Origin of the sequence: Halobellus marinus (assembly GCF_032113415.1) — an archaeon.
In the GTDB taxonomy this organism is placed as follows: Archaea; Halobacteriota; Halobacteria; order Halobacteriales; family Haloferacaceae; genus Haloquadratum; species Haloquadratum marinus.
Window position 1 is genome coordinate 119,648 of the sequence record NZ_CP134948.1, and the last position, 14,182, is coordinate 133,829.

The following is a 14,182-nucleotide window of genomic DNA, read 5'->3' on the forward strand; positions in this document are numbered from 1 at the left end:
GGTGATTTCGCTTTGAGCCTCGAAATACCGTTTTAGAGCCTCTAAAGTGCCTTGAACGCGCGCGCTAAGTGCTGACACTGAATAGGTGTTAGAAAAGGCGGATTTGCGGGGTACAGCGTCCGTACTGCTCGTGCGCGTCGTGCGCGGACTTTGTGCGAATGCGTGGATGTGACTAGTCGAGATCATCGAGGAGATTTGGAGCGCCGACGAACGTCCACTCACCATCTTCACCCCAGATGGCTTCGGTGAGCTTCTCGTAGGTCCGCTTACTTCTCTTGGGGGGCAGTTCGTCGATCCGGCCAGCATTTGCGAGGGCTCGAGTGATATCCCATGCGACTGATAGATTGGGCACAATCCAGATTTTCATCTCGACGTCGAACCTGTTGAAGTCGTCATAGTGCTTGACCATCAGCGAGGGATGGACGTTTGAGATGACCTCTCCAATAATGACGGGATCTTTGCCATCGTAGCCGACCACGTCTGGCTTCACATCAGTCCCGTGAAGTGGCGTATATTTTTTAACAAAATAGTGATTGTTCGGGTCACGGGCGAGTGAGCGAGCGAACGCCTCTACCATCACCTTGTGGTAGGTCTTCTCGTTCACATCGCCTTGGTCTTCGCCGGTCGCGACCTTCGCTCCACACGCTCGCTGGCCGTCGCGAGTCACAGTGTAGTAGACCCGCAGATTTTCGGTCTGCTTCTCGAGGTAGCCAAGTTCGACGAGCTTCTCTTCGTCTACCTCATCAAACTGATTTTTTATCCTCTCCATCGAGTTCACAACGTCGTAGGCAGGGTGGTTGCCGTTGACTGTGGTGACAATCGCGGTCAGGAAATGGCGTTCTTCAACTGTCAGACTCTTATCTATACCTGATCGAGTCTCTCTATCCTCTTTGTCGGGACTCTCAGCGGCGTTCTCGTTGGGTGCATCAGACGCACTCTGATCGTCTGTATTGTTGGCACTTGTTCCTCTCTCCTCGTCGGTGTCTGTATCGTCGGTTTTGGACGGATCTTCGGAGCTAGGGTCAACTCCACCGTACAGAAAGCCGTCAACTCGATCTCCCAGATTACTGTCTCCTTCATCAGCTGATCGTGGAACCCCGCCATCGGTCTCGTTTTCATCGCTCGTCTCTCGCGGCGGGCGGCGTGAACCGAGATCGTCTGTGAGGTCGTCTGCGGGAACTCGACTAGCCCCTGATTCGGCCTGTTCGCCGTGCTCGTTCGATCGGGGTTGTCCCTCTGTGTTGGGGGTGTTCGGACTCCCCGTGCCGAGTTGCGTCTGAGGGTTGGACCCAGTCTTCTTGCCTTCGCCGTTTGCGTCTCGGTTCTCGCCGGACACGCCAATCTCGAAGTCACGATTCTGGCTATTTTCACTACCGTTGATGCCGCGTCTGTGTTCGGCTGAGAGCTGCTCGTCGGAAGCGTCGGTGTTGCTTCCGGGTAGCAGGCAGTGGTCACGCCGCGTGGTACGGGTAATTTCTGCGTTGATGTCGCTGAAGACATGACCCTGCGTCGACACGGTCTTGTTGATCACGGGGTTGTCGGAATCGCTGTGACCGTCGGGGATATCGACGGGGAGCATCGTCACGATTTCGGGGATATCGGTCATGAATCCGGTGTCAGGGAGTTGAGCGACCCATTCTCCACGCGGGAGCGACGTGATCCGGTCGACGAGTTCCTCGTCCTCGATGCCTTCGTGGAACAGCGTCATCACGAGTTCGTCGTCGACGGCGAGTTTCCCGATGAGTTTCGTATTAATGTTCCGCAGAATTTCCTTGTACGAGGAGACGTCGAGGGCATCGGCCTTGACCTGCTCTGCGAAGTGGACGATGACTTCGAGGGAGAGACCGAATTCACGCCCGTCAGGAATCATGTCGTCGCGTACCAGTTCGGACTGGAGCATCGCCGCAGCTTCGTCGATGATGAGGTTGATAACGTATCCATCCTCGACCGGCGGGGTGTTCCTGAGTCGATGACGGAGACGAGCGCCCGACCAGATGTAGTCGAGCAGCATGAAGGTAAACAGATTGCTCGAGGCGGGCCGGAGGTCACCCGTATCGACGAGGACGACCTTCTTCGAGGCGAGGACGTCCTGGATGTCGAACATCGGCGATTGGTTGGCGTAGCAGCCCTTCTCACCGTTCCACTCGGGAACGAAATTGAGGACACGCCAGACAAAGCTCCGCTCAGCGAGCTTCGTGATGCGGTTCATCACAGCATCGATCGACGTTTGGAACCGCTGCTCGTCGGCGTGGAGATGCCGCGTGAGAGCGAGGCGAAGCGTCCGGTCGCTCACTTCGGGGAGTTGCCCCTGCTGCATCTCGTAGGCAACCTGGAACAGGTCTTGGATGGGCCATGCGTCCCGGCCGTACACGGGGTCGAACATCGCCTTGATGAGGTTGTTGAGGATCTCTTGGGCGACGAACGCCTGCTGGGTCATTTCTCGGCCCAGCACATACACGAGGAGTTCGTTGTAGCGGTCAACTTTCTCTTGGACGGCGACCGTGCGTGAGACGCCGGCAGCGAGTTGCGGTCGAATGTCGAAGTACGGGAAAGCAAGCACCTCGTCGTTCGGCCCCGGGACAGGGACGTGGAGGACGTCATCGAGGTTGCCGAATTGCTTGAAGTGTGCTTTCTTGTACTCGTCGGCCATCGTCCCACCTTTCCGGTCGAAGACGAAGATGGGGCCGTCGAACGATTGGTAGGCCGACAGCGCATCGTTGACCATTGCGGTTGTCTTCCCGCCGCCCGTCGTCGCTGCGCGGAGGATGTGGTGCGTCAGCTGCTCTGCACTGAGACGGATGGGAATGTCTCGCCGGTTGTCGACGGCGGTCTCGGCGTACCCGATGTGCATTCCGTAATCGTACTGCGAGAGCAGGTCTTCATCTGTCGCCGTGAGTGGCGAGCGAGCGTCGGGTGACCCGCCCGAGGACCCACGCGAGGCTCGCGGGAGGGCGTCCGTGTGCGGGACGACGACGAAGTTCGCGAGTTCGTCGGGAGAGGCACAGATGAGTGGGTCACCTTTACTGAAGCGCCCGGTAAAACCGCTGATGCTGGCCTGACGGGCGTGGCACAGACGGGCGAACTCTTTATTGTTGAACCCGAGGAGTTCCCCCTCGATGCCATAATATGGCCCCGAGAGCGACGTGAACGCGTTTGAGATACTCTGGACAGTCTGTTCGTCGCAAGCAGCCCGGAGTGTGAGGTCGAACGTTGTGGTGGGTTGTTTGCGGTCGATCTGTTCCATCCGCGACCCCGTGATCTTGTCATCATCGCCGGCGCTGACGGACCCTCCGACCTGCTCGGAGATGTCTCCACGGTGGATGTTTCGGCGTTCCTGGTCGGATGTTCCAAACATCTGCCGGGCAAACTCGTTTTTAAACGCGGAGAGCGTCCCGTGGTTGCCCATTTTGAGGTTCCGCTTGTGGGTTTCAGCCTCACTAGTCCAGTTAGAGCGTGGCCTGAAGGTGGCCTGGAAGATGAACGGATCGTCGGTGTGGACGGCCTGCTCAAGGAGCACACTGAGCGGCGAGCGATACTGGTCGTCGCTGTCGATAGCCAAATCGCTGAACGGCCGAAGCAGCGTCATCCAGTCGTCTTTTTTTGAGGCAATGCCTTTCCACCGGACGAGCGAGGGACGCTTCTCTTCACGGATTTCCTCGGGACGGAGCGGAACGCCTTCCCTGACGAGCTGTTCTTCAGCCTGCTCGGAAGAAAGATTGTGCCCGCTTCCAATACTATGATCCACAAAAACCTCGGGGTCCTCGAAGCCAGCGAGGTTCTCGAGGTCGATAATGTCGTCGAGCGTAGCGATACGTCGCCCGCCAACGCGGGCGTTCCCGTCTTCTGAGGCAAACGCCGCGACGGGGTTGAACGGGACGATCTCGAACTCGAAGGACTCGGGATACATCGCGGCGACGTTTGCGGCGAGCGTCTTGAACGCAGTCGCCTCGTAGGGCGTCACGGAGATATAGAAGTCGAATCGCTTCGTGTTCCGCGGCTTGTGGATGATAAACTCAAAGGTCTTCTTGTAGTCCTTGAGGCCGAGGCTGGCTTTGAGATTGAACCGCGAAGTGCTCGTCACGCCCGCCCGGTACAAGCCAAAAAGCCCCGCGATGACGTTCCCGGGCGTGACCTGCTCACGGGCGGGGGAGATGTGGATATATGGCCGGGCTTCGACCGGATCATTGAGTTTCTTTCCCGGCCCAGTCGTGCCCTTGACCTCGTAGGAAGTGAGTTGCTCCTCACGCTCTTCGTTCTCCTGATCGACCCCGTTCTCGGTCGGAGGGATGTGGTCAAAGTTGGTCGATTCTTCCTGGTTCTGAGTGAGGTGGTCCCGTCCCGATTCGGTCGAGTCTTCTCCGCGCGTTGACGACAAAGAGTTGATACGATCGTGGAGGGTGTCCTGTTCATGATCGTCCCGGTTGGGGTCCGTGGATGGGGGAGTCATTGGCCCACCATCTTCTTGCGAGTAGACACACCCTTCCGCCGACACTGTACAACGGTCGAGTGAGTCCCAACCCATCGGGCGATTCGGTTAGATAGGCACACTATTGGACTGTTTGTTGTCATTTTGGATTGTGTTGTGTCGTTTGATTCAGCCGCTACTGGATTGTGACATAATTCTCCCCACAATTGGAAATTCGCGCACGAGTGGAGAGCGGGGAAGGCGTCCGTACCGTCTGGCCAGTCTAGACGGTTTACGGGGTGGCGATCCACTCCAAGACAGCCACGAAGATCGTGACGCCGAAGTAGAAAATCGTCATGCTCATTCCACCAATCATGAGCCACATCCCGTTCTCAGCGCGGTCGGAGTTTTTCCGGGCAGTGAACCACACGATCGCGCCAAAGGCGAGAGCCACGAGGCCAGCGTACTTCAGAACGAGCAGGACGGTGTCGTATAGATTGGTCATGATACCCTCGAAATCGGCTGGGGGCCCACTCTGCGCGGCGACTGGATCCACGAAAACGACTAGGACGAGGATTCCCAAGACGAGGGATGTGCTGTGCTTTCTCAGGAGTTTCTTTGTTCGGAGGGTGCTCATGTTACCCACCGGGAAGAGGTGAGAATCTATTATAAAGAAGAGTAGACTACATCTAATGTGGCAGATGTAGAACGGCGGTTTTAGGGTGTCAACGGGCGGGATTACGGGGGTTTCACCGGAACAGTTATGTGGTTACCAATAGCACACCTAATTGTTGGACTTGGAACACCCTCTAGTGCCTCCTTGTCCATAGGTGATTGCAGTGCCAACAAACAGCTCCAAGCCCACCTCGAGTGATAACACCGACCGCGACCCCGAGACGACGATCAACGTCTGCCTCCACCGGGATACGCATACGCGGTTGACCGCCTACAAGAACGATAACCCCCTGATAGAGAAGTCGTACGACGAAGCGATCAACGAAATCCTTGAAAAAATCGACTTCCCACAGGCTGAAATGATCGAGAACAAGTACCTTCCGTCAATGTCCGACGCACATCCTAGCGACTCAGACTGAGACGAACGACCCACCTACAACATGTTCTTTTTCACGCCAGTTTCCTTTCCCCACTGACGTAGCACGGATTACGGAGAGCTGGCCGTCGGGCGGCGTTTCGAATTGATCGGGACATCGTTGTGAGGGCCGCTACTGGAGGCTATCGATATCCCACCCGTTTCGGTACGCGGGGGGCCCCACCGGAACTCGACGGTATCACCGACGTCGATGCCGTTCTCGGTGGTCCAGTAGTAGGGGACTTCGAGGACGTATTTCGACTGGCCCCGGTACTCTGTGAGGGGATCTCTGTTTTCGAGTTCAGCGTGGTGGATCACGGTGATCCGCCCCTCCTTGTCGATAAAGATGATATCGATGGGGAAGGCCATGTCCCGCATCACGTAGGTGCGTTCTCGTTCTGTGTCGTGGAGAAAAATCACCCCGTGATCATCTTCAAGAGAGTCAGTATTCGAGAGGCCGGTGTATTGTTCTCGCCATGTGGCGGCGACATTTCCCTCGACAGACGCGAGGTAGTCGCCGTTCTCGTCGTAGATGGTCGCAGTCCCGTAATCGGGAGAAGTCAGGTCTGCGTGAACAGTATAGCCGACCCATACGACCATCGGTACGAAAACGACGATGAGGATAGCGATGACCCAGGGGTTCTTGAGACGGTCAATAATTCGCCGAGCGATTGTGCCTTCGGGGAGCAACGGTTGGTTCGTGGGGCCGTACTCTTCTTGCTCCTGATCAAGTCCCTGTTCTTGCCTGCGGTCGAGATCTCCATCACAATCTCTTCCGGCGTCCGGGCGTTGGCCGTTGCCGGTCATAGCAAAATCCACGCGAAAACGCTGAACACGTTGCCTCCGATGCTTCCACCGATGAGAGTGAGCCCCATTACGATCCCACGACGGCCGCGAGACTCGGCACGCGAATCGCGGCTGCCGAACGCCCACCACGTCACACCGATGATGAACAAGACGAGGCCAAGGCTGTGGAGGACGATACTGAGAGCGGTGGCGAGCTGGGAGAGGTTGCTTTCGTGAACGCCGGTCACGGCGCCGTAGGGCCACCCATCCGGGAGGAACTTGCTTCCGAGGATGAACACGAGAACCTCGTAGATGACATCGATAGCGACGATCGCTATGTAGCCGGCTCCGCCACCGACGGCCATCCCCCGGAAGCGGGCCATCGCTCGAGGACTTTTCGCGTAACCCCACCAGCCGATGATACCGATGACGAGCGCAATGAGGGTTCCGTAGCGCCCGATAATGGTCGCGATTTCGAGGAGTTCGATTGCGGGCTCAGTAAATTCACTAACCTTGCTCATCCTGATTTCCCCTTGCTGGTGCGACGACGCATCCGCACCCACCACACGGCGAAGATCCCGAGGGCGAGCCACTCGACGAAGATGAGAACATTGCTGATTGATGCCGAGATGTATTCCCCGACTGCGCCAACGGCCTCGAAATCGAGGGGTGAGGGCGGCAGGATATAGAGGAGTCGGTCACCCTTGTAGTAGGGGTCGCCGGGTGACCAAAACACGTCGCCGTCGTAGCGAGCGCGGAGAACCGATCCGTCCCACGCGATCTTGGCACGGCCATTATTGTCAGTCGTAACCGTCGATGTCGTTCCGTCATCTTGGGTGACAGTGATTTCCTTATTTTTGATGGAGTTGCCGTCAGTGTCCGTGAGAACGAGGACGCCATCGTGATCCGCGCCGGTAGACGAGACATTAACCTCTGTCATCTGAAGGACGGTTGACTCGTATGGTTGGCTATAGACTTCGAGCTGGTCTTCGCCGGAGACTGTCTTCCCGTCGAGTGGAGCACCGAACGGATTCGAGGCGTCGACGGTGGCAGTCTCACCTGTGTCGAGATCACTCGATCTGACGTCGATGACGTGGTGTGTGTAGAGGTCGGTCGGCTGATCGTTATCGGGATCGTTGACGTTGGCAGGAAGTGGTGCTCCTGGGAGCGTCGTCGAAACTTGGCTATCGACGGTCTTCGTGTATCCCCATACCTGGTTGTCTTCACCCTTCTGTGGGAAAGCGGCGGTGACGTTGGCGACGCCTGTCTCGTAGCGGTAGATGGCAGGCCAGCGGTCGTTGTGGGTGTGCGTCGCGTTGTGGGAGGTTGGTCCGCCTCCGGTGAGGACTTCTACCTCGTCGTTGCGAGAGATACCGTAGAACCGCCACGGAGAGGTGAGGTGGATGGTTTTGTTGTCGATATTGACACTGATTCTTCTCCAGGGGTCGCTCGGGAAGTCTTGATTGCCCTTCCACCTCACGGCGAGGCGGTCGTGACCAGCGCCGTCGATGTGAGCGACATCGATCTCGAGATTCGGGGAATCCCAGTCCGTGATGGTAACGGGGACGCTGTATTTCGTCGTGTGAGTGTTCGTGCTCACACTCGTTCGCGACCATTCACTGCATTTCGAGCTGGTGACACCCCACCGAGTTTCGACTTCGCTGGTGACTTCGAGGGTCGCCGTCAGGGTGTATTCCCCTCGAGGATATTCGAGATTCTCACTCGATATAGATTCAATCGCGATCCAGGTTACCTTACCGAATCGGTTCCATTCGGACTCGCCCGTGAATCCGGGACGATCGAGTCGGACGGATGTGACGTTCGCCGTCGAATCGAGGAGATCGTATTCGGCCCACTCGGTCTTCGGGTAGGTATGAGAGTGTGTACTGTTTCCGTGCGTGTGCGATCTCGTACACGTGGCACTTCGACTGAAATCTGCTGGGGCAACGGCTCGGTGATCATAGGGAACGTACGCACCCCGGGTTGGGGTCGACCCGGAAACGTATCTATCACGATACCAGGCACCGCCAAAGAGGTCGTTGATGCCGACCCATGACTCGCGGACTGTATTGAAGTCGCTTTGTCCCCATTTTCGGGACATACTCGCGCCGCTCGAGGTGGGGTAAAGCTCCCCACCGTTCATTTTCGGGATGGCGATCCGATCTGAGTCCTGTGCGTACTTCGTGTATTGTTCGGCCGCGTGGAGGTTCCGTGAGATGATGCTCTCGTGCTTGCCCTGGTGAACGAGGGCGTCATCAGGGTTTGAGACGTAGAGTTCTTCGGTGTCTGGATTCCATTTTACGTCGGCGTTGTAGACGGGTCGCCACTCGCCGTACTGGTTGGTGGCACGCACGAACCACTCACCGTCGTTACTTTTGGGCCCGTCGTAGGTGTTCTTCTCATGCACGTTGATAAACTGCGTTTCTGTGTAGAACGGCATGCTGGAGTAGGGTTTCCACTCATCCTGAATGGGAATCGCATTGTAATCGGAGAGATCTGTAATGTAGACATCGCTTGTTGTGGAGTACCGAAGCGATTGCGAGGGTGACAGTGTAGCCCGCCCGAGGTCGACTGGGTAGGCCGGGTAGTCGTTCTCGAAATAGCCGGTGTAACTGACATCTGCGGGATCGGCATCCGCGTCGTTGTTCGCGAGAACACGATAGGTTTCGTCGTAGGTCTTATCGACGCCAGGCTCGGGACTCGGAATGTCATAGATTGGGCCGATACCTGCGGCGTAGACAACGGTGACGGGTGCGATCACGAGGCTGGTCGCTAAAAGGACCATCACGAGGATGCGGAATCCGTGTGACCAGTCCCGGAAAGCGTTCGCGGTGGCCTTCATCCCCACACTAGTTGTGGTAGTGAGTTTCGCTACACACGCGGCGTAGATAGCGTATATACGTCGTCTAAGCCTATCGGCCCAACTGTTCTCGTGTGCCGATCCAGTCTCTCCGTCCCGACGTGAATCAGCCTGAGAGGACATAGTGGATCAGGCTGATGAAGATCGGGAAGGCGAACCCAATGATGGTGAGGACGAGCCCGGTTGTTGCCATCGCGAACCCTCGACGGCGGTTGTTGATGGACGGGCTGATGAAGTACGCAATTATGCCGATGACAAGCGTGATAAGACCCGTCCACTTGAGTGCGCTCCCGACCCAACCAGGGAGTGTAACAGCGGCCTTTAGATCGGAAATAAGCGTGCTGAGGTCGGGGCCACTCTGGAGTGGGATAACCGATGCCTGCTGTGTGTGGGTGTCGGTATGCAGGAGTGCGCTCGCCGCAGTATCAACGACAGGATGTAGGAGAGGACCGTGGCTGTACCCGACGAGTTCTGCTAGTATACGCGTGAACGTGGAGATGGCCCGATACCATCCGAGTGGTACGAATGGGCCGGTGATTCCTCGAATGTATGATCCTGTAAGATGGGAAACATCGGTACTTGCCGACAGTACTCCACCGACGGGAATGAGCCAGTCGATAAACAGTTCAAGCGCCTCTAGTTGGAGGGGGTTCATGAGATGGTGTTCTGTCGTCGCCAGCGGTGCCGACGACGCTTGGAGTGGCTAATCTGAGGCTATCTGCGACTAAATATTCTCTTTACCCACACCCTCCACATGCGCTACATTCACCACAGTTGTTGTAGATTTGAAAAGTCCTTAACTGCCTGCTGCTTATGAAGGCCGATGGCAAGTCCTGCTAAAATCCAGTCGCTCACCGATACGTCGAGTGACGGCTCGCCCCTCCAGGACGAGCGCGAGTCGCCTGTACGTGACGACACGTGCGAGGGTGACTGCGTCTGTCCGGTGAGCTCCAAACAGGGCACGTCCTCTAGCCCGGAAATGCGAGCACCCTCCCATGCCTGAAATTCAAGTCGACTGGTACTCTCGGGAAGAAGCTGACCGCCTACGCGATCTCCGTGATCGGCACGGGATGATATGGCGCGGCGTCCTCCTTGAGGGAGCCAAACACGCAGAAAGTATAGACCTCCTCAAAGCCCTCGTTGAGTTACACCCAGAACTCGCATACTCTCGACCGGGTGACCACGCTGGCGTTTCTACCGAGCGAACAAATGTCACCGAGCAACTGCACGAGCAGATTCGCGAACGGCAACGTGCCCGCTCAACGACCGAAATCCCACTGTCTGGCTTCACAGATACGGATGTTGACGCTAACGCGAACGGCAGTAGTGACGTCGATAGCAAGGGTGATCGTGACGATAAGGATGCCGAGCACTTTGACCTGAGTGCTGCCGTCGCTCAGGTGCAGGAGAATCGCACCCCCGCTCCCAACCATATGCAGCGGTCGGTTGCGGCCGAACGTACCCGGGAAAGAGAATACGAGCGTTGGGATGCTCAAGCGGCACAGGCCGCCGAAGGTGGTGGACCATTTCACCCCGCGGACGCACACGAGGATGTCGAAGATGTGCTTCGACACCACGGCGACCACGACGAGTGGGATATGGTCGACCCGCGCTATGATTACGAGGGCTATGCTGACGAATACGACGGTGATTTCCGATGAGTCGGTCGTCGAGTCCCTCGGACTACAATACGCGAATCAATATCCCATCTCAAGAGGAGTATGAATGGTTAAATTCGGTTCGGAAAGGTCTCGGACTGACCTGGCGTGGGATGATGCTGAAAGCCGAACAGCGGCTTCTCGCTGCTGAACGAACGTGGCCGCCGGCACTCCGAACCCAGCATGTGGTTTCGGCCCCTGATCAATCGGACGCCGATCTCGAAGTGGAACCCGAGACTGAGGCCGACACTAAGGCCGAAGCAGAGAGTGACTCCGAGATTGACGAGGTGGCGAAATGAGCCAGGACGTTCCGGTGGCATCTAATCTTCTCGCCTCGAAGATGTTCGGTGTCTCGGCCCGCAAATTGGCCGAATCGATGGGGCCGCCCCTTATTCTCCCGCTTATACTCTACACTATTGGTCTCCCGCTGCTGGTGACGCTCCCGTTGGTGTTCGTCGGATTCCTCGTGGGACTGTTCATCTATAGCCGCACTCCGCCGGGACAGCGCCCTCTGCAATATGCAGCAGCGATGGCACGGCACCTGCGTGGGCGAACGGATTACGTCTGGAAGCCTCCGGAGCCTAACAAGGACGATCTCGCGTATCACGAACCCTTTGAGGCGTGGATCACGGGACGCTCAAAGCCAGTTGTCGCCGATGCTGACGGAGCTCGTGATGACGCTGACGAGACAGGCGCGGAGACGGAGACGGACGAACCAATGGACTCGGACGACGGCCTTGACGCGGATTGGCCGATCGCGACGTATGGAGGACAAACAAATGACTGAATACGAAGACGCCGGTTCGACGCTGGACCTCATGGATTTCAAGAATGTCCGTGACGGCGGCGTCGTGGAAACGCCTACCACCTATGCGATGGTGATGCAGATACAGCCTCGAGACTGGCTAATCCTCTCTGAAGAACACAAAGAAAGCCTCTATCTATCGTTCTTGACGTTCCTTCGCGGGGTTCAGTTCCCAACACAGATCCTCTCGATGACGACGGCATACGATCCCGAACCCTACCTCAAGCAGTTTGAGGGAGCCGAAAATATGCTCATCAACTCGGGCGACGACGAGGAAGATGTTGACCCGTTGGATGAGTCGCCGCTGCTCGACTACGGCCGAAAGTACCACACTGAGTGGCTCCGGGGCGTCGTCGATGTCGCGGAAATTCGTGACCGCGACTTCTACTTCGCGGTCGCAGTCGCTAAAGATGAGGAGGCTGACGATGGCCTCAAGGCCCAGATCCAGTCGTTGATGCCCAGCGGGAACGACGTTGAGGTCGATGACGAAGCTAAGTATATCGAGGAAGTGAAAGCCCGCGCCCAGCGTGTGGCGTCGAAGCTCCCCCAGACGCAGGTGGAAGCCGAGATTCTGGACACTCGCCCGGCTGTCCTTGAGGTCCTCTACGAAGTCTATCACGGAGAGAAGCCACCTATCTCGTTCGAGCAAGGTAGCTTCTCACTCCCGGCCGATAGGGCACAGGAGGTCGCCAACGCAGCCTATACTCCCGAAGAAGCGGCACAGGCCGAGGCGAATGAGGATGGTGACTACGAGTTCGATCGCGCTTCCGACGAACATCCCGAAATCGAACCCGAACCAGATTCCGAATTTGATTCCGACCCGCTGGCGGCGGTTGGTGATGGTGGGTACGCACACCCGGACTCCGTTGAGCGCGTCGCAGAATCGCGTATCCTGAGCTGGTACGCTCGTAATATCGGGCCTATTGGACACGGATCACTCCCAGTCGTCCCGCGAGCGGTCTACGCGGGTGTGTTTCTGGGCCTCCTAAGCCTCATACTCAGTGTGGGGGCGCTCGGCACGTTCATCTGGTCGATGAATATCGCCGAACGCGGTACGGACATCTACTGGCTGGCTCGGACCGTTTCGTTCGCGACGGCTGCGGCGAGTCTGCCAGGATTCGTGCTGAGTCTTGTCGTATTGTTCCCTTCGGAGCGAAGAACGAAGGGACTCGCAGTGGCCGGCCTCGCAGCGGCAGGCTATGCACTCACTCTGTTCCTTGGAGCGTATCCCCAAGACTGGGACTCAAATCCCGCCGTGACCACGTTCACGCTTGAGGTGTACGCGGTGGGCATCTTCGCGCTGCTCATCGCTGTCGTCCTCGCGGTACGTTCGCGACAAAAGGTGGACCTCTCGAACCTAGTAGTCGCTTCTGACCCCGACGCGTCTGATGTGGCGACCGACGGTGGGGGCGCAGGCATTCCTTCCATCCCCGTCGATGACACTGACGATGAAGACGCTGGCGTTGACCTCGATGAGTGTCGTGACACTGATATCGGTGTTGTCGAGGTCGACACCAACGGCGTCGAAATAGAGGGCCCCGATGCTGATACTGGCGCTGACACCACGGACCCCGGGACGACTGAAAATGAATCTGAGGTTACAAAATGAATCCCCTTGAGAAACTCCTCGGAAAGAACGAACCCGAGGAAGACGAGCCTGAACGTATTCCGATCGACGATCTCTCCGGCAAGGAAACCCAGGTCGCACTCGAATACCTAGAACTCCTCGATCGGGAAGCTACCCGGAAGAACATCGAGTGGGCGGCCTACCAGCTCCAGGCCGAAGAAGTTCCGCTTGTCTCTCCTACGGAATCCCTCGAAGAGCGAGAGATGCTTGATAAGAAGCTGGTCGCACCGCGAGCAATGGAGCGCCACCCTGAGTTCCAAGTCCGTGAAGAGAAGGTCACGCAAATTATGACCGTCACGGCCTTCCCTCGGAAAGTCAACCTCGGGTGGCTCGTACCGCTTACTATCGCGGACGTAAACCTCCGCCTCTCGCTGCACATTACACCACGAGACCCGGCAAAGACACGTAAACAACTCCAGCGCCGCTACACGCAGACCACGACGGCGCTCACGCTCAAGTCCCGAAAGGGTCGGACGGACACCCACCAAGAGGAATTGGAGCGCGAGGACCTCCTACGGATTCTTCAAGACGTGATTCGCGGGACAACGAAGGTCTTTGACATCGCCATCTACATGGAACTTGCCGCGGACTCGCACGAGGAACTCGACGAGATGCGCGAGCGTGTTGACACCATTCTCGCGGAACAGGACGTCGAGACAACGGTACTACACCACCAACAGATCGAGGGTAATGGGACTATTGTCCCTCTCGCGACGGACACAATCAAGAACGTCCACCCCATCCAGCTTGAGGCTCTCGGGACGCTGTTCAACCTCGTCGAGCCGCCGATCTACGACGAAGACGGCATCATGATGGGCTTCGACGATACATCGCGTCCAGTAATCCTCGACCGCTACGCCCACTCCGGATTCGGGATGACCATCTCGGGGAAAACTGGCTCTGGGAAGTCCTACGCTGGAAACTCGAAATCTACCGCCGACTGCTGACTGA

At 57.3% G+C, this 14,182-nt stretch carries 12 protein-coding genes; 6 read left to right on the top strand and 6 right to left on the bottom strand.

What is annotated here, in order from left to right:
* Positions 1-172: 172 nt before the first annotated feature.
* Both RJT37_RS20000 and RJT37_RS20005 read right to left on the bottom strand, forming a co-directional pair.
* Positions 173-4,447, bottom strand: coding sequence for a hypothetical protein (locus RJT37_RS20000; RefSeq protein ID WP_313690429.1), 4,275 nt, complete (start codon positions 4,445-4,447; stop codon positions 173-175).
* Between the two features lie 250 nt (positions 4,448-4,697).
* Positions 4,698-5,042: a TrbC/VirB2 family protein gene (locus RJT37_RS20005; protein WP_112077716.1), complete on the bottom strand. Its 345-nt coding sequence runs from the start codon at positions 5,040-5,042 to the stop codon at positions 4,698-4,700.
* Positions 5,043-5,244: 202 nt separating this feature from the next.
* Here RJT37_RS20005 and RJT37_RS20010 point away from each other — a divergent pair, with 202 nt between their 5' ends.
* On the top strand, positions 5,245-5,499 hold the full coding sequence (locus RJT37_RS20010) for a hypothetical protein (RefSeq protein WP_120083791.1): 255 nt from the start codon (positions 5,245-5,247) through the stop codon (positions 5,497-5,499).
* Between the two features lie 68 nt (positions 5,500-5,567).
* Here RJT37_RS20010 and RJT37_RS20015 read toward each other — a convergent pair whose 3' ends face one another.
* From RJT37_RS20015 to RJT37_RS20030, 4 genes are all read right to left on the bottom strand, one after another.
* A complete protein-coding gene (locus RJT37_RS20015; protein ID WP_313690435.1) occupies positions 5,568-6,302 on the bottom strand; it encodes a DUF192 domain-containing protein in 735 nt (244 codons plus the stop codon).
* The gene (locus RJT37_RS20020; protein ID WP_112077719.1) at positions 6,299-6,802 is read right to left on the bottom strand and encodes a hypothetical protein; all 504 of its coding nucleotides are present in this window, start codon (positions 6,800-6,802) and stop codon (positions 6,299-6,301) included. Before RJT37_RS20020 ends, RJT37_RS20015 begins: the two co-directional genes overlap by 4 nt.
* A complete protein-coding gene (locus RJT37_RS20025) occupies positions 6,799-9,123 on the bottom strand; it encodes an Ig-like domain-containing protein (protein ID WP_313690438.1) in 2,325 nt (774 codons plus the stop codon). The genes RJT37_RS20020 and RJT37_RS20025 overlap by 4 nt, the downstream gene beginning before the upstream one ends.
* A 124-nt stretch (positions 9,124-9,247) precedes the next feature.
* The gene (locus tag RJT37_RS20030; protein WP_313690441.1) at positions 9,248-9,796 is read right to left on the bottom strand and encodes a hypothetical protein; all 549 of its coding nucleotides are present in this window, start codon (positions 9,794-9,796) and stop codon (positions 9,248-9,250) included.
* Positions 9,797-10,136: 340 nt separating this feature from the next.
* Between RJT37_RS20030 and RJT37_RS20035 the strand changes: the two genes are divergently transcribed.
* From RJT37_RS20035 to RJT37_RS20055, 5 genes are all read left to right on the top strand, one after another.
* Complete coding sequence (locus RJT37_RS20035) at positions 10,137-10,802, top strand: hypothetical protein (RefSeq protein WP_313690443.1); 666 nt, start codon at positions 10,137-10,139, stop codon at positions 10,800-10,802.
* 113 nt (positions 10,803-10,915) lie between these two features.
* A complete protein-coding gene (locus tag RJT37_RS20040; RefSeq protein WP_313690445.1) occupies positions 10,916-11,098 on the top strand; it encodes a hypothetical protein in 183 nt (60 codons plus the stop codon).
* Positions 11,095-11,586, top strand: coding sequence for a hypothetical protein (locus RJT37_RS20045; protein WP_313690448.1), 492 nt, complete (start codon positions 11,095-11,097; stop codon positions 11,584-11,586). Before RJT37_RS20040 ends, RJT37_RS20045 begins: the two co-directional genes overlap by 4 nt.
* Positions 11,564-13,213: a cell division protein CdpA domain-containing protein gene (locus RJT37_RS20050; RefSeq protein ID WP_313690450.1), complete on the top strand. Its 1,650-nt coding sequence runs from the start codon at positions 11,564-11,566 to the stop codon at positions 13,211-13,213. The genes RJT37_RS20045 and RJT37_RS20050 overlap by 23 nt, the downstream gene beginning before the upstream one ends.
* The gene (locus RJT37_RS20055) at positions 13,210-14,178 is read left to right on the top strand and encodes a hypothetical protein (RefSeq protein ID WP_313690452.1); all 969 of its coding nucleotides are present in this window, start codon (positions 13,210-13,212) and stop codon (positions 14,176-14,178) included. Before RJT37_RS20050 ends, RJT37_RS20055 begins: the two co-directional genes overlap by 4 nt.
* Positions 14,179-14,182: the final 4 nt, after the last annotated feature.

What these genes read in the sequence shown, in the direction of transcription:
- RJT37_RS20000 (WP_313690429.1), bottom strand. Translation starts at nt 4,447, where the DNA reads ATGACTCCCCCATCCACGGACCCCAACCGGGACGATCATGAACAGGAC.
- RJT37_RS20005 (WP_112077716.1), bottom strand. Translation starts at nt 5,042, where the DNA reads ATGAGCACCCTCCGAACAAAGAAACTCCTGAGAAAGCACAGCACATCC.
- RJT37_RS20015 (WP_313690435.1), bottom strand. Translation starts at nt 6,302, where the DNA reads ATGACCGGCAACGGCCAACGCCCGGACGCCGGAAGAGATTGTGATGGA.
- RJT37_RS20020 (WP_112077719.1), bottom strand. Translation starts at nt 6,802, where the DNA reads ATGAGCAAGGTTAGTGAATTTACTGAGCCCGCAATCGAACTCCTCGAA.
- RJT37_RS20025 (WP_313690438.1), bottom strand. Translation starts at nt 9,123, where the DNA reads ATGAAGGCCACCGCGAACGCTTTCCGGGACTGGTCACACGGATTCCGC.
- RJT37_RS20030 (WP_313690441.1), bottom strand. Translation starts at nt 9,796, where the DNA reads ATGAACCCCCTCCAACTAGAGGCGCTTGAACTGTTTATCGACTGGCTC.
- RJT37_RS20035 (WP_313690443.1), top strand. Translation starts at nt 10,137, where the DNA reads ATGCCTGAAATTCAAGTCGACTGGTACTCTCGGGAAGAAGCTGACCGC.
- RJT37_RS20040 (WP_313690445.1), top strand. Translation starts at nt 10,916, where the DNA reads ATGCTGAAAGCCGAACAGCGGCTTCTCGCTGCTGAACGAACGTGGCCG.
- RJT37_RS20045 (WP_313690448.1), top strand. Translation starts at nt 11,095, where the DNA reads ATGAGCCAGGACGTTCCGGTGGCATCTAATCTTCTCGCCTCGAAGATG.
- RJT37_RS20050 (WP_313690450.1), top strand. Translation starts at nt 11,564, where the DNA reads ATGGAGGACAAACAAATGACTGAATACGAAGACGCCGGTTCGACGCTG.
- RJT37_RS20055 (WP_313690452.1), top strand. Translation starts at nt 13,210, where the DNA reads ATGAATCCCCTTGAGAAACTCCTCGGAAAGAACGAACCCGAGGAAGAC.